The 22,719-nt window shown below is 48.9% G+C and carries 15 protein-coding genes; 9 read left to right on the top strand and 6 right to left on the bottom strand.

Going from position 1 to position 22,719, the window contains the following annotated elements; translation table 11 throughout:
* Window positions 1-28: 28 nt before the first annotated feature.
* The 4 genes from B2R29_RS12780 to B2R29_RS12765 all read left to right on the top strand — a co-directional run bounded on the left by B2R29_RS12780 (window position 29) and on the right by B2R29_RS12765 (window position 8,713).
* A complete protein-coding gene (locus B2R29_RS12780; RefSeq protein ID WP_301181414.1) occupies window positions 29-4,504 on the top strand; it encodes a carboxypeptidase regulatory-like domain-containing protein in 4,476 nt (1,491 codons plus the stop codon).
* A gap of 11 nt (window positions 4,505-4,515) precedes the next feature.
* Window positions 4,516-7,545: a transglutaminase-like domain-containing protein gene (locus B2R29_RS12775; protein ID WP_301181413.1), complete on the top strand. Its 3,030-nt coding sequence runs from the start codon at window positions 4,516-4,518 to the stop codon at window positions 7,543-7,545.
* Complete coding sequence (locus B2R29_RS12770) at window positions 7,545-8,039, top strand: hypothetical protein (protein ID WP_301181412.1); 495 nt, start codon at window positions 7,545-7,547, stop codon at window positions 8,037-8,039. The genes B2R29_RS12775 and B2R29_RS12770 overlap by 1 nt, the downstream gene beginning before the upstream one ends.
* Before the next feature lie 203 nt (window positions 8,040-8,242).
* Complete coding sequence (locus tag B2R29_RS12765) at window positions 8,243-8,713, top strand: hypothetical protein (RefSeq protein ID WP_301181411.1); 471 nt, start codon at window positions 8,243-8,245, stop codon at window positions 8,711-8,713.
* 41 nt (window positions 8,714-8,754) lie between these two features.
* Here the strand turns inward: B2R29_RS12765 and B2R29_RS12760 are convergent, their stop codons facing one another.
* From B2R29_RS12760 to B2R29_RS12745, 4 genes are all read right to left on the bottom strand, one after another.
* Window positions 8,755-10,995 carry a ThiF family adenylyltransferase gene (locus tag B2R29_RS12760; protein ID WP_301181410.1) on the bottom strand — a complete coding sequence of 747 codons (2,241 nt, stop codon included), beginning with the start codon at window positions 10,993-10,995 and terminating at the stop codon, window positions 8,755-8,757.
* 6 nt (window positions 10,996-11,001) lie between these two features.
* A complete protein-coding gene (locus B2R29_RS12755; RefSeq protein WP_301181409.1) occupies window positions 11,002-12,192 on the bottom strand; it encodes a metallohydrolase in 1,191 nt (396 codons plus the stop codon).
* Window positions 12,193-12,200: 8 nt separating this feature from the next.
* Complete coding sequence (locus tag B2R29_RS12750; RefSeq protein WP_301181408.1) at window positions 12,201-12,872, bottom strand: hypothetical protein; 672 nt, start codon at window positions 12,870-12,872, stop codon at window positions 12,201-12,203.
* A 656-nt stretch (window positions 12,873-13,528) separates the two neighbouring features.
* A complete protein-coding gene (locus B2R29_RS12745) occupies window positions 13,529-13,723 on the bottom strand; it encodes a hypothetical protein (RefSeq protein ID WP_301181407.1) in 195 nt (64 codons plus the stop codon).
* A gap of 157 nt (window positions 13,724-13,880) precedes the next feature.
* On the opposite strand from B2R29_RS12745, the gene B2R29_RS12740 reads away from it, so the two are divergent.
* A complete protein-coding gene (locus B2R29_RS12740; RefSeq protein ID WP_301181406.1) occupies window positions 13,881-14,132 on the top strand; it encodes a helix-turn-helix domain-containing protein in 252 nt (83 codons plus the stop codon).
* 2 nt (window positions 14,133-14,134) lie between these two features.
* On the opposite strand, the gene B2R29_RS12735 is transcribed toward B2R29_RS12740, so the two are convergent.
* Both B2R29_RS12735 and B2R29_RS12730 read right to left on the bottom strand, forming a co-directional pair.
* Entirely contained in the window at window positions 14,135-15,313 is a 1,179-nt protein-coding gene (locus B2R29_RS12735) for a tyrosine-type recombinase/integrase (protein WP_301181405.1), read from the bottom strand.
* A gap of 503 nt (window positions 15,314-15,816) precedes the next feature.
* Complete coding sequence (locus tag B2R29_RS12730; protein WP_301181404.1) at window positions 15,817-16,740, bottom strand: histone deacetylase family protein; 924 nt, start codon at window positions 16,738-16,740, stop codon at window positions 15,817-15,819.
* Window positions 16,741-16,812: 72 nt separating this feature from the next.
* Between B2R29_RS12730 and B2R29_RS12725 the strand changes: the two genes are divergently transcribed.
* From B2R29_RS12725 to pgsA, 4 genes are read left to right on the top strand one after another with little or no spacing between them, the layout of a single operon-like run.
* A complete protein-coding gene (locus B2R29_RS12725) occupies window positions 16,813-19,527 on the top strand; it encodes a GNAT family N-acetyltransferase (RefSeq protein ID WP_301181403.1) in 2,715 nt (904 codons plus the stop codon).
* 55 nt (window positions 19,528-19,582) lie between these two features.
* A complete protein-coding gene (uvrY, locus tag B2R29_RS12720) occupies window positions 19,583-20,233 on the top strand; it encodes a UvrY/SirA/GacA family response regulator transcription factor (protein WP_301181415.1) in 651 nt (216 codons plus the stop codon).
* Window positions 20,233-22,059, top strand: coding sequence for an excinuclease ABC subunit UvrC (gene uvrC, locus B2R29_RS12715; RefSeq protein WP_301181402.1), 1,827 nt, complete (start codon window positions 20,233-20,235; stop codon window positions 22,057-22,059). Before uvrY ends, uvrC begins: the two co-directional genes overlap by 1 nt.
* An 8-nt stretch (window positions 22,060-22,067) precedes the next feature.
* A complete protein-coding gene (gene pgsA / locus B2R29_RS12710) occupies window positions 22,068-22,610 on the top strand; it encodes a CDP-diacylglycerol--glycerol-3-phosphate 3-phosphatidyltransferase (RefSeq protein WP_301181401.1) in 543 nt (180 codons plus the stop codon).
* Window positions 22,611-22,719: the final 109 nt, after the last annotated feature.

Raw genomic sequence — 22,719 nt, 5'->3', positions numbered from 1 at the left:
GTTCGGGTTTAGTCTGCCACTACAGTTTGTGTTTGACAGCCTGAACATTGGATCAGCGGGAGCGCTAGTAGAGGGTGAAAAAGTGGGGTTTGACTCGTTCTCAGCTACCGTAGATGTTCCCGCTGGATTAGATATTGATATAGGTACTATAGAACTACAGCCAGATTCAGCTTCTACGGCTTATGTATCTGGCTTTGTAACGGATGTTCGTTCTCGCCAGTTTATTAGTGGTGCGGTTATTACAGCTGTTAATTTATCCGATAATGAATTGACGGAAGAGGTTAGTGAAGATCAGGGTTGGTTTACTCTGCCCGATTTGTCTGAAGGTGAGTATGAAATTACGGTCAGTTACAGCGATTACAAAACTCAAATATTTAATGTGAATGTTTCTGACGGAAGCGGGATCGATCTTGGAGAGATTCGTTTGAGACAGGAGGGTTTAAACTCAATCTTAGCTGATTTAGTTATCACAGATATTAATGAAACCCAAGTGGAGTTCAATCAATCTAGCTTTTCTGTTGGTAATGAGTTATCCGGTACTATAACTAACCAGGGTAATGCATCAGTACAAACTAACTTTAAGGTTATTGCTTTTGAAGATATTGACAGAGATGGTAGGTATAGTTCGGGAGATGTCTTCTTTGGCGAAAGTTTGGTTGAAGTCGATAGTGATACTGGCTTATCAGTAGATAGTAGTATTCCATTTTCAATTTCTCTTGGAGGGATGCAGTCTTTTTATGAGGCGCCAATTCACCTTCTTATTGATGCAACGGGACTGGTTGCAGAGATAGATGAATCGAACAACTATAGTACCGCTGCCGGATCATGTTCTAACGGCACTGGCATTATTGACTTAGGGTTTTGTTTGGACTCTTCTGGCAGTATCGGAATTGGTGGCTATCGTATAGAGCTCAATGGGTTAGCTGATGCGGTGTTAAACGAAGACATAATTCCACATAGTAATAAATACCGTTTGACTGTAGCTACTGCAGGAAGAGGGCCAATATTTAGAGAAATACTGCCTCCGACACTCATATCGAAAGCAAACTTTGAAAGTATTTCTGATGAATTGCGTGTCGCTCCATATTACGGCGGTGATACCGATTATATGGGGTACTGTGTAAAAAGAGTCACGGATGCTATTAATGGCCAAATTGATGCTTCAAGTTTCAGTGCTTTAACAGTCACCGGAGATGGCCGTTGGCCGAGTGACGCAGGAGGTTATTCTGTAAAAGGTGGTGAATTAGCTGCTGAAGAGTCAAGGCAGTATGCTGTAGCCAGGGGGATTTCTATCATAGATGCTATTGGTGTACGGGTACGCTCAGCAGGCTTGCCTATCCTAGAAAAGCACGTATATCCTCAACCTGCTGGTGGAGATAGAGGTAAGGTAACAGTTATCTCAAGTATTCAGGAGTTCACTAGTGCTGTAACTACGGTTATTCAAGAGCAGAGCGACATTCCAGACCTTACTTTGGGTGGCCTCTCTTTATCTGATAATGGCTCCACCCTGAGTGCATCAATGGTTGTCGGTAATGCAGGTTCTGGAAATGTTGGAGATTCCTATATTGTCAGCCTGTATAACTCAGAAGGTATTCTGGTAGCTGAGCAAACGGTTGCCCAGCCATTAAGTTCCGGAGAGAGTATTCCGGTGACTGTGACAGGCATAGATGCGAGCAATTTAACTTCTGGAACTCTTGTTGCCGAAGTTTCCTCGAGCAATGGTTTTGCGGAATGTAATTCCGACAATAACCGTCAGCAGATCTCTGTACCCTCATTATCTGGGGATATTCAACTATCACTTAACGCAATGGTGTTCTCTTCGAATAGCGATGTTTCACTAATGACTAATGTTACCAATACCGGGGCTCTTATTGGTAACTACGTGACCTCATTAAGAGTACTGGATGATGAAGGTGTAGTGATCTCTGATGTGACTTCTTTTGACATTAACGACCTGGCAGCAGGTGACTCTACAGAAAACAATTACACTTGGAATACAGGTTTAACTCTTTCGGGTAACTATGTTGCTGAGGCCATTTTGTTTAACGCTGAAGGTGACCAGTTATCAACCGATACCGTTCCATTTATCATCAGCGAATTACAAAATGGTGATGGGAGTGGAAACGGAGTGGCAGCAGCAACAGCACGGGCTGCGACGGACCGACTGACCTATCACATTGATGATGTCGTAACATTGGACTCCTTAGCTAAGAATGTCACTTCAATTCACACGATAGATGATCCGTTACTTATTCTCGAAGTGTTTGCTCCAGATAACTCTGAAATTTATCGGGAAGAGATACAGTTAAACTCTCTTGTGGCTGGACAAATAGTCGAAAGAACACGCCCTCTGACGCTACTCCAGGCGGCAGAAGGTATCTACCAATACCGGGTAACTTTAAGTAGCAATGGCTCTGATTATGCGGTTGATTCAACTAGTTTTGAGGTTGTTAATGACCTTAAAGCGGCCATTAGAGGAAATATCGAAGCTGACTTGCCTGAGCTTTACATAGGTGAAGTTCAATCGTGTTCTTTTGATCTGAACAATACAGGACTAATGGGCATATCAGGTGTAGATTTCGAATTGCTGGTTGTTAATGTCGATTCTCAGCAAGAGCATCTCTCAGAAAGTTACCGTTTTGATTTGCCTGCCGGAGCTACAGTCAATCAAATTCAGAGTTTTTCTACTCTAGGGTATGAGGTTGGTGTTCACGCATGCGTACTGCAAACAGAGATCGATGGTGAGATCCGTATTCTGGACAGCGCTACTTTTGAAGTTGAGATACCTGCACTTGAAGTTTCTCTTGAACCAGGCTCCATGCAACGAACACTGGTATTAACCGACGCCCCTCGCCAGTGTTCGGCATTCGAAGATATCCATCTGGGTGCCGAGTTCGGTGCCGAACTATCCCTGAATAACGAAATCACGGTTCGTTTGCTCAATGATGAGGGCGTAGTTCTCGATACTGAAGTCATCACTGCTTTTGACCTCAATATTAACCAGAGCTACGGCACTCCGACAGAGCCTGACCTCGCAGTCAAAGCATCTGCTTCAGGTGAACTGGAATTCATACTCACCAAGTCGGGTGGTATGCCGCATAATCGCTATCAGGTTGAGGTCAAAGTTAAGAAAAGCTGGCTGACGACGGTAGAGAAATCATGGTCGGTTGATAGCTCGTGTGATCGCCCTTTGACCGTCGACGAGCTGTATGAAGATCTGACTCTTATCGACTGGGATATCTGGAGCAACGACAGCGACCTTCGCGAGATTGATCCCTATGGTCCAACGGCAGGACCAGATCTGAATACTCAAAATGACTTTATCAAAGATCTGCTGGATACCGCAGGTTGGGAATACACCAGTGTTCATACGCCTGAAGACTTTGCCTATGAGCTTCGGACTGGAGACTACGGTAGCTACCTGATTCTTTCAGAGCGCCCTCAGCTTCCCTGGAAAGTACAGAAAGAGATTCGGGAGGCGGTCGTCTCTGGTAAGGGCCTGTTAGTCGCAGGTGCCTATGACAAACGTAATCACTGGTTAGAACCGGCGTTGGGCATGGATGTAGTAGGGCATCACCCCTGGGCGCGTGAACTGAACACTGGCGATGACTTATTCACTGATAACATACAGGTCCCACTTACTTATCAAGATCGTGTTCAGGGCATCTGGTTGGACGGTGCGTCAGTGATTGGCGAATACACGCTGGCGGCAGATCAGAGTGATGGCTGGACCTGGCTTGACCAACACAGCTTTGTTCTGGATGACATTCTGAGCCTTAAGCGCAAAGCGATTACTCAATACGAGTATGGCCATGGTAGAAGTCTGTTCTTCGGTTTCGACCTGCTACTCGAAGCGTCTGCTGGCGGTTCACAGAGCACGTATTCTGACCTGTTACGACAATCAATTGATTGGATTCAGCCGACAATCAGTGAAGAGCCGTACCCGGGGTCAGTCCTACCTGTGGATATTACATGGACCAACAATCGTGGTGCTGTTGATGCTTATTCCGAGCTCAGCGCATCCGGCGGTGCGACTATTGTAGCCGCAGACGACTTCACGATGGATGCCACCCCCATTTCAGCGATCTTCCCTATGGCGGAAGGTGAAGTTCGGGAGCAGACCGTTTACGTAGAGCTGTCGAGTGAGCTTGATCAACAGTTGGCGATCACGACAACCTCTGTTGATGGTGATCAGCGCACAGTTCAGGCTGAGGCGCTGCTGAACTTCACTGCGACAGAACGTCCGTCGCTGGAAGCAACTCAATCAGAACTGGACAGTCTTGCATGGCAATACTGGTACCGTGTCGATTATCGTAGCGCCTGGTTGAAGTACAAGCTCGCACGGTCCGCCTACGAGGCAGGCTATTACAATGAGGCCCAGGGCTTGTTCCTGATTGCGGCAGATCTTCTCATGGATAGCGATGAGCCTGATGTCATCGCTGCGCGACAATCTCTGTACAGCCATATAGAAGCCACGGGTCGTAAGCTGGCACTGGATCAATAAGGAATTTGAAAATGACATACGGAAATAACTCAGTGTTGATGACACAAGAGCAGCCTTTTGATACCGGTGTGCGGAGCACACCGGTCATACGACATATCGCACGTCTGGTGCTCGTTGTATTTTTAAATGCAGTGATCTGGCCTTCGTGGGCGGTCGCTATAGAAACTGAAAATCAGCAGCAGCTTGAGGAAGAGCGCCGCTGGGAGCTGGAGAACAGTGAGCTGCATCAGGTTCTGGGCAACCTTAAAAAGCACATTGACGAAAAGAAACAGCGAATCAACCAACGACTGGTAGAAAACACCGGCTTTGTTGCCCAAGTCCTTGGGTTCGTCGGGCTTGGCGAGGATGCACTCGAAGATGACATCAGCACGAAGTTCCAGCAGCGTTTGCAAAGTCTGCGGGAAGGCGTTGTTGAATCTCTTGATACTGAACGTAGTTGGATAGAAGAGAAGCAGCTCCCGGCGCGCATTATGCAACGCCATGAAGAGGTGCGAGAGAAAATCTTATCGCGATACTCAGAAGTATCGGCCAACCTTGAAAGTCTTGTGTCTCCGGATCAGTCTCTTGAAGAGCAGGCAGAATACGCTGAAACCCTTAACAATATTCTCGAGAGTTTTACGACTAAAAAAGGCCGGGATCACTTCGATCCAAGCAACTTGCCGTGGGGAACCCCTGACCCTGAGACAACGCCAGAACCGGCAACAACCGCTAACGACCTCAGCAGCCGCTACGATCTACCTCTCTATGAGCAAGGCGTACAGCTGGCTTCCAATATTATTACTCCAGACATGCTCGGGAATCCCGGCGGGCCAACCCAGGCACATCTCGATGCAACGATAGATGCGCAACTCAGTGACGCCATTATTGCCAAGGCCGCAGAGCTGAATCACGACCCGGTAGAAATTTACCAATGGGTTCGTAATAACATCGAATTTATCCCCAGTTATGGTTCTATTCAGGGGGCGGAGTACACACTCGAATACCAACGCGGTAACGCCTTCGATACCTCAAGTCTTCTTATTGCGTTACTCCGCGCCTCAAATATTCCGGCGCGTTACTCCTTTGGCTCAGTAGAGATGCCTGCCGAAAAAGTGATGAACTGGGTGGGTAATGCTAAAACAACAGAAGCGGCGGGTAACCTTATAGGTCAGGGTGGCATTCCTGTGAAAGGTTTAGTCTCTGGAGGTAAGGTAAGCCACTTTTTACTGGAGCATGTATGGGTCGAAGCTTGGGTTGATTACTTCCCAAGCCGGGGCGCAATACATCGCACAGGGGATAGCTGGATACCGATGGATGCCAGCTTTAAACAATATGAATATCAGGAAGGTTACAACCTGGAGGAACAAGTCCCGTTTGATGCCGAAGAACTGGTAACCAATATCGAGCAGAATACCACCATTAATGAAGACGAAGGCTGGATACAAGGGCTACCGCAGCAGAATATTGAAGATGCGTTAACGACGTACCAGACTCAACTTGAAGACTACATCGCCAACCAGAACCCCGATGCTACCGTGGGTGAAGTATTGGGTACCTCAGATATTAAAACCGTTGTTCGGGAATCACTCGCGGCATCTCTTCCGTACAACCTGATTACCCGTAAGCTGACTTCACCGTCACTCACTGACAGCCAACGCTGGAAGTTTAAGTTTCAGCTGTCCGGTAGCTACTATGGCCAGCCAAACGGTACTTACTTCACGGTTATAAAGCCCACGGTCGAACTGGCAGGAAAGGCACTCTCACTATCTTACTCGCCTGCAACCGAAGATGACGAAGCCGTGATTACCAGTCGGCTACCAGAACCCGACGAAAACGGAGAGATCAATCCCGAAGATATTCCGGATACGTTACCGGGCTACCTGATCAACCTGATTGGCGAATTCAAAATCGGAGATGACGTCGTAGAAACAACAACCGCGATGGCCATGGGCACGGAGCTTCTCACCGAAACCGGCTACTGGGAACCTAACCGAGGCTGGAACACCAGCCGCAATGAGCCTATCGCCGGTGAGTATCAGGCTTATGCGCTTGATCTTCAGGGCGTGTCGCCAGACCAGGTAGAACAACTGAAACAAAGCCTCGAAGCCACACAGACCTATATCGAAGCTGAAAACTACGACGCCCTCACCAAACAAGGTCTGGTCGGTGACACGCTATACGCCACCATGCTCAGCTACATGGCACTGAATAACCTGCAAGATAACATTCAGTCAAAAAGCGCAGGCATGGTCAGCTACCGGGCACCCAGCTATGGCCAGTTCAAAACCAAGGTGACCCCTCTCTACTGGTACGGTATTCCACGTAATGTTGAACTGGGTGGTCTGACCATGGACGTCGACCTCATGATGAACTATCAGGTTGAAGAGTCGAACGACTACGAGAAATTCCTTGCCTATAATCAGGCACAAGGCGCACGGATGTCAGCCATGGAGCACTTAGTACCCGAACAGATGTTTAGTACTGAAGATAACCCCGCTCATGGTATCAGTGCCGTAAAAGCTCTGCAGATCGCAGGCGCAGAAGGCCAGAGGATCTGGACGATTACCTCAGAAAACGTCGATATTGCGATACCCAACCTGAACTTGCCTGACGATATCATCAGTGAGATACGCAACTCGGCCATCGCAGGGCTGGAGATCACAGCGCATGAGCAGCCGGTGAATTTTTATGGCAGTAGTCAGGTGGGGTATATTATTTTAGATCCGCAGACTGGAGCGGGTGCGTATAAGATCGGTGGCGGGGAAAATGGTGGGGATCTTCTAGTTTTCTGGGGTACAATCATTGCGTATGCCGTATTGATTTTTGTACTAATACAAGCGGCAGCATTCTTGGCACTATTTTTCACTGCTGTCGGTTTTGCTGCATGGGTTTATGGTATTACACAGTCAAATGATTCCAGAGATTTTCGAAACAATGCGATCATGGCTACACTGGGAATTATGTTGGGTTGGGCATCCCTAGTACGTGGATTGTCGGCTGATTTAGTACTTGGTATGATTTTTGTCGATCTTTGGGCGTTAGTGCTGGGATTAATTTTTTAATGATGCTTATATTTTTCTGGTTAATTATTATATTCATCTATTTCTTCAGTACGGTTGATTTTACGTCCTATGTATCTAATGTTGGAATGTCACTGATAGGTACAGGAGCCTGCTTTGGTGTTCTGATTAAAGGTAAATGGATACAGTACGCGATTAAAAGAACTACATCAGATCCTAGCTTGATTTTTGGTATGATATATTTACCCATTTTCCCCGCAGCGATATTTCCATTTTTCTATGCAGCTAGTTTTAACGAGGTCGTTTCAAGTTTTTTCTGGGTGTTGATAGGAGCGGTAGCGTTAGCTCTCGATGAGGAATACAGGTATGGTGCTTTTTTCTGGAAGTATAGGTATGCGAATTTTTCGGATATGCCAAACGATGCTGTGCTGGATGATAGCTCCGTCGAGTCGTTGAAAAATCAAAAAACAATGATAATTTTTGGATTCTCCAGTTTGATTATTGTCTACCTAGCTGTAATTTTGGTTTCTAGGTAGAAGTGCAGTCATAAAGGCGATCTCACTGTCATATTCACCCGTCGAACGAAGATGACGAAGCAGTAATAGAGAGCCGCCTTCCTGAGCCTGACGAAAACGGAGAGATCAATCCCGAAGATATTCCGGACACGTTACCGGGCTACCTGATCAACCTGATTGGCGAATTCAAAATCGGAGATGACGTCGTAGAAACAACGACCGCGATGGCCATGGGCACGGAGCTTCTTACCGAAACAGGCTACTGGGAGCCTAACCGAGGGTGGAACACCAGCCGCAACGAGCCCGTCGCGGGTGAATATCAGGCCTACGCGCTCGACCTTCAGGGTGTATCCCCAGGGCAGGTAGAACAACTGAAGCAAAGTCTCGAAGCCACACAGACCAATATTGAAACTGAAAACTACGACGCCCTCACCAAACAAGGTCTGGTCGGTGACACGCTGTACGCTACCATGCTCAGCTACATGGCACTGAATAACCTGCAAGACAGTATTCAATCCAAAAGCGCAGGCATGATCAGCTACCGGGCACCCAGCTATGGCCAGTTCAAAACGAAGGTGACGCCACAATACTGGTACGGTGTTCCTCGTATGCTGATATCTACCGTGGTCAGCTTGCTCGCAAGCCCCATGACGACCTCATTGGAAAATTACGAGTCGGGAATATCAGTTAGGTAGAGTAAGTACCAATGGCAGCCGATAGAGGTTCGTTTGTCATCTCAGACCTGTTCAACAGCGACAATGAATCCTTCAGGCCTCCATACAAGAGAAATGGCGGGAACGCCTTGGAATTCCTGCGCAATAGCTCCTAACGTTGCCTGGTCAATATCCGAATGCCCTCCTCCCATAGGGTGACTGTGCCATGTACCGACATAGTGCAGATGCCCAAGTGAGGTCTCGTTTGCTTCTTGCAATGCCGCAACCAGCCCTTGAACGCCAAGCGTAAAAGTAGCAGGAGTTCTAACGCTATCCGGTGGAGCATCAACAAGTCCGGCCACAATAATAGTTCTTGTGCTGGTGGATATATGTCCGAGCAGTGCTCCTCCCGTTTCTGAAGGCCCCCAGGATCTGGAAGCCTCATCAATCGATTCCGCAACAGACGAAAGCACGCGAACTTTCCAGTTTTGACCACCCTCATTGGCCGGGACTAACTCAAGCGTTGGTCCAAGTTGTTCCCTGAGCCAGGTCATACCTACTCCGGTATCATCCTCAACGCCAACGCATAATTGACCAGCACCCGGAAGTCCACCAGCTAGCCAAGACTCTATCTGGCCACTAATGAGAGCTGCTGCCCGTGACACTTTACTGTCAGCCATCGGCATTGTGAGAGATCTACAATTGTCACCCACAAAAATGTTGGTTAAATCTGATCCCTCGCCCTGCAGGTTCTTTCTCAATGACGAAGAGTGTCGACACATTTCAAATAAACGAGCCTGAAGGTCGCAAACCATAACGTTTCTAGCAGCGCCCTCTGAAAAAAGGTATGCAACTTTCCCTTGAGCATACATCCCAGCCTGAAGTAAGCGTCTTGGTGACTTTTCGTAAGATAGAGCAGGAGAAACTATGCTAGCAGCCGCCACAGCAAGTGACGCTGTCGTATCAATAATGACTGCCTCGTCAGTTCCAAAGACGTCATCGGCACTACCACGATCAAGAAGAGGCTCTTTTGCATCAAGCAGATGATCAACACAATCAGTGTGACCGAGCTCATTGAGTGCCCGCTCCATCATTGACGCTTTGCCAGGATAGGCAAATGTTGTCCTCGGAGGGATCAATGCGTGACGCGCTCCGTTATGAGGCGACATGGTTTCATTATCTACAAACGCGATATTCCCAATACCACTCCTACCAAGGTGGAGGGCTATCTTCGAACCAAGACTTCCGCAACCCAACATCACAATCTTCATTTTTGATGAGGTTTTCAGTCTTCCAGACGTCATGGAAAGCAAGTCTGGTGACACGCTGTGAGAGTGATATGCCGGGTACACCTCATCAGAAAGGTTAGCGAAGGTACCCCGAAACCGAACAGCATACGGCAACACTTCAATGTTCCGCCCAGGTGCTCCAATCAGGTCTGCAGGGCGGTGTATCAGAAGAACAACAATAATGGAGATACCTTCATCCAATTCATTCTCTAGAAAGAATCCCTTCGCGTAGCCTGTCAAAAATCTCTCCAGTGCATCTGACCTGGCACCCAAATCCCGAGCTTTCTCAAGCAGTGAACTAAAATCGTGAACTTCTTCTGGGGAATATGAGGAAACCACTTGTGGATTCCCTACTTCGTCTACACACCGAGCGAAAACGATCGGTAAGTTCCCAGCGTAATACTTTGATTCCTCTGTCTCCGGATACTCAAGCGTGAAGCGAGGTGCTAACTCGGGTAGTCCCTCTACTGCAACCGCTAGTAGCTCGTTAGAGTTTGAAAAATAAACTCCTTGAGTGACCAAAAGAGACCCATCGATAGGAGTACGAACGACGGCCTCTTCCGCGCTGAAAATAACGCCCGATGTCAAAGAGTCCCGCCTTGTAGGCTCCCAGCCCTGCTCCAAATCGATGAGTTGACCTGAAGCTGCCTTAGTAAGCCAATCGCTTAATTGATCTATGATGCCGTCCAGCCCCAGACTCTGGACCAATTCATCCGGTGGCCCTTCAAACAGACAGGGGTGTACCCGCTCACCAGGGCGATGAGGATTGATATGTGGAAGGTTAAGTGGAAAGTCCTCACGCAACCATACCGTTGGCGCAGCAAGAGGCCAGTCTTCAGGGAATACAAACCAACAGGGCTCCACCTGTCGAATACCATTGGACGTAACTCCAGCTGCTCTGACGCGGCAGGGAAGCGATACGTCGATCATAGCCGAAATTTCTACCCGGCCACTTCCCTGTGCCGGCGCACTAACGTTTGTTAGTGCCGGGTGTCTTTGAAGCACAACATAAGCATCATGAATGGCCGGATTCATTGCGTATTACCCGTGTGGTAAAGGAGTTTTCGCTGTGCCGGCAATTGCTGCCGATTTAGGGCCACCAGACTTTTTAGAGGGCGGAGTCACTCCTCCTGAGCCGATAGCGAAGACCAAAGGCTCTACAGCCTTATCACTGGGATATTCACCGGTACAATAAAATTCCCCTCCAACTTCGGACAATATGTCCTCATACTCTTCTTTAGCACGGATACATGGCGGATCGTTGTCGTCATCCAGTATAGGTTTGGAACTAGATACAATGATGGCACCTTCTAGTGCCTGGGAAAGAGCCTTCCGAGCATTATCGTCCACTGTTGCATTGCGGCCTTTATCCGACCAGCTATCTTTCGAAAGCGTTCGCCAAGAACAATGGTGAGGAGCTTGCAGCAAATCATACTTGAATACATCCGGCTCATGACTGTGCCGAGCCCATTGTTCACTCCAGATGTAAACTCCGGCGTCGCCTCCTGTCAGAAAGTTGGCACCATCAGGATTTAAGATATCAGCAGCCAGTTTAAAATTGATAATGACGCTGGATTGATTCTTAGCCAGGAGCTCTTCTTCATCTTTTTTGTCTTGTGGATCAAATGGACCGAGAAGATGAGCAGTGAAGAACCATGACTCAACTCCTGTGATGGAACTGAAAGAGGATCCTACTTTGTGACAAATGGGCGTCAGATCATCAGTTTTGTTCTTTTCATCCTCTCCGAGTACTTTGATACGGTCACCGTGAGTGACAGCAAAGTTCTTCTCCCGATTGACTTGCACACGCCGTCGAGCTTCTTTACTGAACTTTTTTGCGTCCTTACAGAGGGTATGATTTTTTGATGCTCGTCGGAAGACAATCGGGGATGACCAGATCTCCCTTATAACGATTTTCTTCTCTGAATAATCTTTATCGTCATCAGGATAGTCTGCTAACGCGCCCAGGTGAAAATGGCGATCGATTCCCCGACAATGATCCTCGTCTGGATGACTAAGCAAAAAGGCATCAACATAGGGGCGTCCGTCAGAGTCTTTCTTGAGCTGATTACGCAAGTCCTTCGCGACATCACGGTACTCTGCACTATCGGGATCGTCCGCATCCTTCCGAATATTAACGTCTATCAGCAGAGTGGTACCTGCTGCATCTCCAAACTTCAGCAGGGTCATGTCGCCGTTATCTACGGGAAAAAATGTGATGGTTGTTGGCATGTGTTACCTCATAAGTGTTGCGCATTGAAAGTAGCTGCAGCAGTCGTGACCAGCCGCTTCCCGCGCTCATTTGCGCGAAAGGCCACGAATAAGAGGAACAACATCAATCCTAGATACCCCATAGGCGAGCTTAACGTTAAATCCATCGCTACCCACACGACAAAGTCGATGAGTAGGATGAATACTGTGAACATGAAGATGCCCGTCGCAGCATCTCGCATGAGTAGATAACTTTTGTGTACCGAACTTACAGACGGGTCCATTTTCACTTTCCCATACAAGTTGTACCACTTAGCCTGCCTTGCTTTCTGAGTGAGGTCTTCATTCAGTAATGCGACGATCTCTGGAGAGCAATTATTTACGTCCATTCGCGAATCGGCAGGAATCAGCTGGTGGGCTCGTCCCCCTGGAAGCGGGTCATTCCAGCGAAAATGGGCAATCCGAAACTTATTTTCAGACTCCATAGAGTTTGTTAACAGGTACGTCGCCAATCCCACCAGCATGGGGTAACCAAGTCCAATAAGAGTACCGAAACCCGCTAGGGCCTTGAGAGATGGGGAATCCAGAAACCCAACTATCTGCGTAGCATTCTCATGAGCGATAGACCCATACGCGATCAGGACAGTCACCAGCATAAAGGCTTTCAGATTGGGTTCATTTTGGGTCTTTAAGTCAGTCATTCGGATTCTTGGTAAAGGTGCATAGTTTCTTTACTGGGGGGAGTTCAGGTTATTTCAATAGGCCATGTGAAATTATTTTCCACTTGGGATACTGTTGATTGACCTTATCAGGTGGCGTGGATTTTGGTTGTATGTGAGCTCTTGTCGCCTGAAGAGTATAGATCGGGGCCGGGTTTCTACACTTGGCTTTTTCGCAAAAGCTTGAGAGTATGAATGCTAGAAGGCTAGCATTCATGGTTCCTAAAGGCCGTAAACAGTCACATAGAAGTCGTCACCGTCATTAGCCAACTCCACGGTATATGTTATTGGTGCGGTACTATTTTGCTTTCTGAGATGGCTATCCTGTTTGATTCTAAGGTCAGCTGCACAGCTATGGTTTCCCGTTCTTTTGTTCGTATCTGTTGTTCTAACAGCCTCAAGCGATAGCTCGGTGATATTAGCCAATTCAGGACCAAACCTATCAATCAACTCATCGTATGTTATCTCTAGGACAAGATCTTTTGTCTCGCTATCGTTGCAATCTGGCACTTCAGATGAGCATCCGACGAACAAAAGACTCGCTGATATCGTTAACACTGCAAAGAATTTCACGTTTCCCTCTCTACGCTAGATCTATTTTTATCCAAAAGAAGAGCAGCCCCAGAGGGCTGCTTATTTCATGCTTGCTGTTCGCTAATCGCTTTTTTCGCCTTCAGGAAGGCCGTGATTGAGAAGCCAATGCCGTACATGATGGCAATAGAGCTGAAGCCGATAGCAGCTTCTACGTCAGATTCGATGAAGGCTGACATACAGAAAAAGCAGATAGTGAAGAGGATGATGCCGATAAGGCCCATAGTTTTGATGACGTTCATGTCGTCTCCTTGTAGGTCCAATTGAATTCTATAAAGGCCAGAATGTTATATATTTATCCTTAAAGACCTCTATAGAGGTCTAAATGTAACCTATGTGGCGTGGTTAGGCCAGAGCTGGAAGTAGATGATTCAGGCATATCCTTGAGGGTGGTATGTCATGGAGTCTTCGGAAGAGCAGAGCCTGCTTAAGGCCATCGGTACAGCAATCAAAATGAAGCGAGTTGAGGCCGGGCTGACTCAGGAGGCTCTGGCAAATGGTTCTGGCGTTGCTAGGTCATTTTTATCCGGTGTCGAGCGAGGGGCAAAAAGGGCAACTGTCACGTCGCTTTGGAAGCTTGCTTTAGCAATGAATTGCCTGCCCTCGGAGATATTGAGCTCTGCCGAAGGTCTTCTAAGTAAGAAAGGCTAGGATTAGCTGCCTATGTAGTCGGCCCAGTCCTGCATCATGTGTGCGCGTTTCTCAAGTAAATCCCCCCGGCGATATGCCGCTTCAACCTTGTTTTCAATGGCGTGAGCCAATGCCATCTCAGCGATGTCTCTAGGGTAGCTAGAGACTTCACCAGCCCAGTCCCTGAATGTAGAACGGAAGCCGTGGGGGACGTAGTCGCCTTTCTGGCTGCCTTTGCCGAACCCCATGCTTCTCATGAGCTTCAATAGCGTCATATTGGACAGAGGCTTATCAGCACGTGAACCTGGAAAGACATACGCAGACTCAGAGACCTTAGGTAATGCCTTTAGCAACTCGATAGCTTGCGCGCAGAGTGGCACTCTGTGTTCCTTGTTCATTTTCATGCGTTCAGCTGGGATCGTCCAGATAGCCAGGTCAAGGTCAATTTCGTTCCACTGAGTCTCAAGCACTTCAGATGTCCGGGTCGCAGTAAGGATAAGAAACCTCAGGGCCGTAGCGGAAATGCGCTTCTGACTATCGAGCTCTTTCCAGAACTGTCCGATTTCAGAATACGGCATAGCAGGGTGATGCTTTACCTTTTGTATGCTAGATGGCTTGGGAAGAAGGGCATCTAGCTTACCTTGCCAACGTGCGGGATTGTCATTGTCACAATGACCCAATGCTGCAGCATAGTCGAGAATCTTAGCGATTCGTGTTTGTAATCGTTTGGCAGTCTCATTCTTTGTAGTCCATATCGGGTCAAGTACCTTACGAACGTCGTTCACCGTAATTGCATTTACCGGCAACGCTCCTAAGACTGGATGAGCGTATGTGGATAGGGTATTCCTCCATTGACTGGCGTGTTTAGCGTTCTTCCAGCCCGCCTGATGTGCTTCAATAAACTGTGTTGAGCAATCCTCAAAGGTTGGAATGACGACCTGGGTTCGTTTTCGCTCGGTGATAGGGTCCAAACCCTCAAAGACCATTCGCCGAGCTGACATGGCTTCTTCCCTGGCTTTTGCGAGGGTTACTGTAGGGTACGGGCCCAGGCCCATTTCCCTGCGCTTTCTGTTCAATGTGTAGCGGAGTACCCAGCGTTTAGAGCCTTTTGCTGAGACAACCAGGCGCAAGCCGCCACCGTCTTCGTGCTTGCCTTCTTTTGCTGTTGCTACTGCTCTGGCTGAAAGCTTTTCGATGGCCATTCGGAATCCCCCAAATCATCCCCCACTAATGATAGATCCTTATGGATGGTCATGGAAGACCGTAGATTGTAAGTTATTGATTTAATTGGATTGTATGTCTTTGGGTGGAAGTGTGCGGACCCTATGAAGGCGGACTATCCCTCCGCCACTATTTACACAAAAAAGCCCAGCTTCTTGCTGGGCTTTTTTGTTTCTGCTTGTGCATGGCACCGTTCTAAAACAAAGATCGGGCTGCGGCGATCAGAACAGATGTGCTCACACACGCCGTTAATGCGATAAGCGCCATCTCTGCCTTCGTTACGCGCGACAGTGATTCTGGTGTTGCAACAATTGCGTAAATAACTCCAGTCTCTTGCTCTGATCTCATAGCAGTGCCCTGTTTTTGTGAACTGCTGAAATCATGCCATCTGCAATCGGGGAAATCGTGCGTACCTCTGTGGCTTTCTGTGACAGACGGTAAGTTTTGCACTCAGAGTGTGACAGGGTCGGGTAAATAAAGCGCGCTAGTTTGTTTGCAGGCCTGTCAGGTATGCAGCGACTGAACGCCCCAGAGCGTTGAGGTCGTATCCACCTTCCAGAATACTCAGTACGGGAGTGTTTCTTGCTGCTGCAATGCCATCAATCATGCGGCCGAGCCAATCATAGTCTGAATCCAACAAATTCAATTCCGCCATGGGGTCGTCTTTATGCCCGTCAAACCCAGCAGACACAATAATCAGCTCAGGCGCGTAGGACTTCAGAGCAGGTAGCCAGTGCTCTTCTATTGCTGCTCGAAATGTCGCGCTGCCAGTGCCAGATGAGAGTGGAACATTAATAAGATTATTGAATCTGGACTGCTCATAGTGCGTATATGGATAAAACGGATGCTGAAAACTCGAGCAAATCAGAAACCTCTGGTCATTCCCAAGGATATCTATGGTGCCATTGCCTTGATGTGCGTCAAAATCAAGAAGGGCGATTCGCTGAAAATGGTGGATGTCAGCGGCTCTCAACGCAGTGATGGCAACATTGTTAAAAAAGCAGAAGCCCATCGCTTTACGGTGCTCGGCATGATGGCCCGGCGGGCGAGTGGCTACGAAGGCGCGGTTCTGCTCGCCTTTTACCAGATCATCGAGTGCGAGAGTGCAGGACCCGGCCGACCAGAGCGCAGCATTCAATGAGCCAGGCGCCATCGCTGTATCTTCATCAACGTATATATGGCCATGCTTGGGTTGAATCAGATGCAGTTGCTCGACGTAACCCTTGCTGTGAGCGCGCAGAATATCTGGCATGTCTGCAGACTGTCCATTGACATGAATCAGTTGCTCCCAGATGCCCTGGGATTTAAGCTCCTGCTCTATGGCCATGATTCGCATGGCATGTTCGGGATGGTCTTCATCCGTAAAGTGAGAGAAGTGCTCTTCCGACGTGTAATACGCTAATGGCATCTGTTCCTGACCGTCTTGTTTTTGCTCAGTGTACTCTCCGCTGCCATAAACACAAAAACCAATGGAGGTTTGATGGGTACCCGATCTCTTGAGCGCTTTGTACAGCCTGAATCAGTCGCCGTGATCGGTGCATCTGACCGACAGGGCAGTCTTGGCGGTGCAATAGTCAGAAACCTGCTGAAAGCCGGGTTTGAAGGAACAATTCTCCCGGTCAACAGCAAGGGCTACAAAGAGATATGCGGCTTGCCAGCGGTAACCAGGATAAGTCAGCTGAAAAGCGCCCCGGATCTCGCCATCATCTGCACGCCTGCCGACTCGGTTGCACGTGTGATTAAGCAGCTGCATTCCATTGGCGTTGAAGCGGCAATGGTGCTTACTGGCGGTATGGCCCGGGCGCGCTCATGGCAATTTCGTCCCAACTCAGAAAAAATCGACAGGATCGTCAAGCAAACGCGAATGCGAATTCTTGGACCCGACTGCTTGGGAATTGTCATTCCGCACCGAAAACTTAACGCTAGTTTTCTGCATGTTCCTGTCAGACCAGGAAACATCGCATACATCGGCCAGTCTGGCACCCTGGCATCCGGCGTCATGGACTGGGCATACAGCAGGGGGATAGGTTTTTCCCATGTCGCGACTCTGGGTCGCAGTGAGGACGTCACGCTTTCGGATCTGATTGACTACATATCGCAGGAGCCGAAGGCTCGAACGCTGCTGATTCAGCTTGATGAGATTCGCTCGGGCAGGGCGCTAGTGCGCTCACTGAGGGCAGCGTCGCGACACCGCCTTGTACTCGCGGTAAAGAATAATCGGTTCTCCGATAGCCCACTCAACCCGGTATCGTCTCCCAAAGGGCTGGCACGCAGAGATGATCTTATTGACGAAGTACTGGCTCGGGCCGGTGTTTTGAGAGTAAATGCCACCGACGAACTATTTGACTGTGTAGATGCTTTAAGCAATCGGCGCGAGCGCTTCGGACCGCGCCTCGCCGTCATTGCTAACGGGCGCGGGCCTGCCATTATCGCGATGGATCGCCTCCTGCACGACGGCGGCGAGCTTGCATCCTTTACCAAAGATGGTGTGCAGGCGCTGAAAAATCAGCTGCCAGACTATGTGAAGGCTGAGAACCCTCTGCTCCTCAATCCTGAACTGAAACCGGAGCAACTGAGCAATGTCGCCAAGACGGTCCTTACAGATCGCAACGTCGATGCCTTACTTGTTGTTTTTACTCCTGGCCTGGGCACTGACGCTCAATCAAACGCCGATGCGCTGATTGAGGTCGCGGCGCATACCCAAAAAATGGTTTTGACGAGCTGGATCGGCGAATATTCGGTCGAGAGCGCAAGAGCAAGCTTCGACCGGGCAAAGATCCCTACGTTTGACACGCCAGACAACGCCATTAAATCCTACATGTACATGGTTCAGCACCAGAGAACACAGGATCTCTTGCGCGAAACCCCTGAGAGTATTGAAATTCCTGTGTCAGCTCAGCATTCAGGTCTCGACGAAGAGATCCGGCGAGCCTACAAGACAGGAGATTATCTGTCGCCGCCAGATGCCTACAAATTGCTAAAAGCCTACGGATACTCCTGCGCCGACAGCATCTTCCGAAAAACAACGAGTGATCTGATAAAAGACGCCCAGGCCATTCCGAAACCCTGGGTGTTGCGCGTCCATCATAAGGACTACCTGTATCCTTTTGCCTACGGTACAAACCCGCGTGAGCGTGTTCGCAGTGTTGTGCGCGACCTGCACAATGAGAAAGAATTGCTGCCAGCGATCGATTCTCTCTCTGAAGTCATTACCGAGCGGTTTCCCGACAGCCCAATTCTGGGCTACACAGTGCAGACTATGCATCGGGCATTGGATAATCTGCAGTTTTCGTTTGGTATTGGAAGAGACAATGAGGTTGGGCCATTTATCTTCTTTGGTGGAGGAGGCAGTACAGCCGACATTCTTGTTGACCGGCAGGTTGCATTGCCGCCACTCAACGCCAACCTGGCTGAAAAGCTGATTCGCAAGTCCCATTTCTACGAAGTTCTTCAGGAACGTTCAGAGTACCCAGAGAAAGATCTGCTCACACTTGAAAGGTGGCTGGTTGCACTATCACATCTGGCATTGAATCATCCCTGGCTTTCTGGCCTTGAGGTGAACGCTATTCGTCAGCAAATCGGTCGCTACCGAGTAATAGGTGTTGCTGCCGAAGTTGGCGAGCCAGTTAAATGCGCTATTCTGCCTTATCCAACGGAGCTCTCAGGAAGTTACACGTCACCGAAGAATACTGAATACCAGATTCGTCCAATACGGGGCGAAGATGAGCCACAGCTGGACGCATTTTATCATCGCCTCAGCGCTGAAAGTCTGCGCTTGCGCTTCTTCTCAGCGCGCCGACGTTTCGATCACACCGAACTGGCACGCCTGACGCAGATAGATTATGACCGTGAAATGGCTTTTGTTGCATGGCGAGATAAAGATATCTACGGCGTGGTGCGCGTCTGGATAGATCCTGATGACGTGACTGCTGAGTTCTCAGTCATCGTTGACGACAACTCGCGTGGAGAAAGGTTGGGGTTTCATCTGATGAGCCGGATTATTGAGTACCTCAAAGATCGTGGGGTATTACAGATCTATGGCTCAGTACTTCCCGAAAACGGACCGATGCTGAAGCTCGCCCAGCGACTTGGCTTTTCCAGTCGATTAAATACGGCAGACGGTGTTGTTGAAGTCGCGATGATGCTGAACAATGAAAAATACGCATGGCAATCAAAGCGAATGTACCCAGTGTGACAGCTTTGATATATTCCACAACTTGTTGTACTCGGCCAATTCTGGAGATGTTTTTTTGATTCGTGTCTTAGTAGTTGATGATCAGGATCTGGTCCGGTCCGGAATTTGCCGCTTGCTTGCCGATGCAGAGCAAGTGGAAGTTGTTGGTGATGCAGCGAGCGGGGAAGAGGCCGTCCAGAAATCTCGTGACCTTGAGCCGGATGTTGTTCTTATGGATATCAACATGCCAGGTATAGGTGGGCTGGAGGCCACGCAAAAAATACTTCAGCGCCAACCTGAAGTGCAGATCATTGCACTCACAGTATATGACGGCGACCCGTACACCTCACGACTCCTCAAAATCGGCGCGTCTGGCTATCTGACCAAAGGGGCGCATTTTGATGAAATGTTGCGCGCCATCGTAAAGGTAAACTCCGGCCAGAAGTATATAAGCCCCGAAATTGCCCAGAAATTAGCCTTGCGCCCCTTTCAGGACGATGCAGGCTCGCCATTTGAAACCTTGTCTGAGCGAGAGTTGCAGATATCGATCATGATTGCCAAGGGGCAGCGTGTGCCTTTGATCGGAGAGGCGTTGTTTCTCAGCCCAAAGACGGTAAACAGCTACCGCTATCGAATCTTCGAGAAGCTGGGCATTGAGAAAAGCGATGTCCAGCTAACGCATCTTGCCTTGAGGCACGGATTAATTGACGCTAACGAAGTAAATTAATGCCTGAATTTGATATTAAGGCTTTCCTGAAGTCGCTGACCCAGAGGGCTGGCGTCTACAGAATGTACGATAAAGATCAGTCATTACTATACGTAGGCAAGGCAAAAAACCTGAAAAATCGAGTGTCGAGTTACTTTCGCGCTCGTGGCCTGAACGCCAAAACGGTCGCACTGGTAAGTCGGATTGATCACATTGATGTCACTGTTACAGGCAGTGAGGTGGAAGCCCTGATTCTTGAACAGACTCTGATCAAGAAACACCGACCGCCTTATAACATCCTGCTCAAAGATGATAAGTCTTATCCTTATCTTCATATTTCAGACCACCCTTATCCACTTCTTTCTTACGCCCGTGGCAGGCGCCGTAAAAAGGGAATGTATTTCGGCCCTTATCCAAACCCGGGCGCAGCGCGTGAGGCTCAGAACTATCTGCAGCGACTCTTTCTTCTGCGCAATTGCGAAGATAGCTATTTCAATCATCGCAGCCGTCCTTGCCTGCAGTACGAAATTCATCGCTGCTCAGCTCCCTGTGTCGGTCATATTTCAAAAGATGAATATGAGCACGATATTCAGCGGGCCAGAATGTTTCTTGAGGGGAAGTCCCGTGAGCTGATTTCCGACCTTCAGACAAGTATGGAGCAAGCGGCAGAGGAGCTTCAGTTTGAGAAGGCTGCAGAATTTCGCGACAGAGTGGAGCTACTCAGGCGTATTCAGGAGCGCCAGATGGCGGAGTCTGGCGAGAAGAATGCGGACGTCTGGGCTGCAATTGAATGGCAAGCAATGATATGCGTTCAGCGCCTAACCTTCCGCAAAGGGCGCCTAACGAACTCTCAGAGCTTTTTTCCGGAAGATAAGACTGGGGTGCCGCTCGATGAATTGTTCACTTCCTACATTGAGCAGTTTTATTTGGGTGGGCATGCGAGTGATACGCTTCCGGAGGTGCTAATTGCAGACATTGAGTCGGATGTTCTTGCTCCTATGGTGTCGGTATTGAAAGAGCGTGGGCTCATACTTCAGCATCAGAGAGGGCTGAGAGGGGATGGCAGGCAGTGGTTGGCAATGGCGGATGAAAACGCCCGTACTGGCATTCAGTCAGTGATGTCGGGTCGTCAGGCAGCACAGAGCAAGCTTGATGCCGTTGCGGACCTGCTCAGCCTGAATTTTGTACCTTCACGAATAGAATGCTTCGACATCAGCCACGCGCAGGGCGAAGCAGCGTATGCGTCATGTGTCGTTTATGGCAAAGAAGGGTTGGACAAGTCTCGTTATCGCCGTTTTTCTGTGAAGAATGTTACTGCCGGAGATGACTATGCTGCTCTCGAAGATTCCGTTCGCAGGCATCTGACCCGCATGCTTGAGCAGAATGACTTGCCTGACATCCTGCTTATTGACGGCGGGAAAGGGCAGGTTTCAAGAGTTGACCAGGTTCTTGATGAGCTGCAGATTACCGACGTGTATCTGCTCGGCATATCAAAAGGTACAACCCGAAAGTCCGGGTGGGAGTATCTATGGCGACCTCAGACGTCGAAACCTATCTTGCCTGATGCCCACGACTCGGGTTTTCGCCTGCTTCAGTATGTCAGAGACGAAGCTCACCGGTTCGCGATCACTGGTCATAGAAAGGAACGGGCGAAGAGGCGAGGGCAGTCTGATCTTGAGAAGCTACCGGGCGTCGGACCAAAAAGGCGAAGAGAGCTTTTGCTTCACTTCGGTAGTCTGCGTAATATGCGCGGTGCGCCGCGGGGTGAGTTTGAAAAAGTCCCGGGTATCAGTAAAGCATTGGCAGGGCAGATTTTTGCTGCGCTCCATGGAGAAGAACAGGAGTAGTACCAGCAATGAACATACCTAATATACTGACTATGGGGCGGATATTGATGATTCCGCTGATGGTGGTATGTTTTTACTGGCTAGGCGAAAGCGGCCGGGTTTGGGCCTCTTTGTTGTTTGCTGCGGCTGCAGCAACAGACTGGCTGGATGGCTACCTGGCACGCAAGCTTGATCAAACTTCGGCGCTTGGGGCCTTTCTTGATCCCGTTGCCGATAAGCTCATCGTGTCAGTTGCACTGGTACTGCTTGTGGAGCACTTTGCACACCCATGGCTCACCATTCCTGCGATGGTCATTGTTGGTCGAGAAATCGTCATATCTGCACTCCGTGAGTGGATGGCGGAGCTTGGTAAGCGTGCCAATGTCGCCGTCAGTCAACTGGGAAAGATAAAGACAGCACTGCAAATGATTTCTATCACGGTATTGTTAGGAGCAGCCGAAGGCAGCCTGATTGAAGTACTCGGTATTTATGCACTCTATGGTGCAGCGATCCTGACTCTCTGGTCCATGCTGATCTACCTTAAGGCGGCATGGCCCGAGCTAAGACGCTGATTAATTTCAGAAAATAGCTCTCTAAGTTGTTAAAAAGTAAGAAAAAAGCTTGACTGGTTACGCGTATTATTTAAAATGCGCAGCACTTAAGCGGGAATAGCTCAGTTGG

This window comes from Thalassolituus sp. UBA3500 (assembly GCF_002377545.1).
GTDB lineage: Bacteria > Pseudomonadota > Gammaproteobacteria > Pseudomonadales > Oceanobacteraceae > Thalassolituus.
The sequence above is the reverse complement of the archived record's forward strand: the minus strand, read 5'-3'. Positions and strand labels throughout refer to the sequence as shown.

Bases quoted from the DNA above. Each gene is read 5' to 3' on its own strand.
- uvrC (WP_301181402.1), top strand. From the start codon at position 20,233: ATGCCTGAATTTGATATTAAGGCTTTCCTGAAGTCGCTGACCCAGAGG.
- B2R29_RS12730 (WP_301181404.1), bottom strand. From the start codon at position 16,740: ATGCCATTAGCGTATTACACGTCGGAAGAGCACTTCTCTCACTTTACG.
- B2R29_RS12755 (WP_301181409.1), bottom strand. From the start codon at position 12,192: ATGCCAACAACCATCACATTTTTTCCCGTAGATAACGGCGACATGACC.
- pgsA (WP_301181401.1), top strand. From the start codon at position 22,068: ATGAACATACCTAATATACTGACTATGGGGCGGATATTGATGATTCCG.
- B2R29_RS12740 (WP_301181406.1), top strand. From the start codon at position 13,881: ATGGAGTCTTCGGAAGAGCAGAGCCTGCTTAAGGCCATCGGTACAGCA.
- B2R29_RS12725 (WP_301181403.1), top strand. From the start codon at position 16,813: ATGGGTACCCGATCTCTTGAGCGCTTTGTACAGCCTGAATCAGTCGCC.
- B2R29_RS12765 (WP_301181411.1), top strand. From the start codon at position 8,243: ATGGCCATGGGCACGGAGCTTCTTACCGAAACAGGCTACTGGGAGCCT.
- B2R29_RS12745 (WP_301181407.1), bottom strand. From the start codon at position 13,723: ATGAACGTCATCAAAACTATGGGCCTTATCGGCATCATCCTCTTCACT.
- B2R29_RS12735 (WP_301181405.1), bottom strand. From the start codon at position 15,313: ATGGCCATCGAAAAGCTTTCAGCCAGAGCAGTAGCAACAGCAAAAGAA.
- B2R29_RS12770 (WP_301181412.1), top strand. From the start codon at position 7,545: ATGATGCTTATATTTTTCTGGTTAATTATTATATTCATCTATTTCTTC.
- B2R29_RS12760 (WP_301181410.1), bottom strand. From the start codon at position 10,995: ATGAATCCGGCCATTCATGATGCTTATGTTGTGCTTCAAAGACACCCG.
- B2R29_RS12750 (WP_301181408.1), bottom strand. From the start codon at position 12,872: ATGACTGACTTAAAGACCCAAAATGAACCCAATCTGAAAGCCTTTATG.
- B2R29_RS12775 (WP_301181413.1), top strand. From the start codon at position 4,516: ATGACATACGGAAATAACTCAGTGTTGATGACACAAGAGCAGCCTTTT.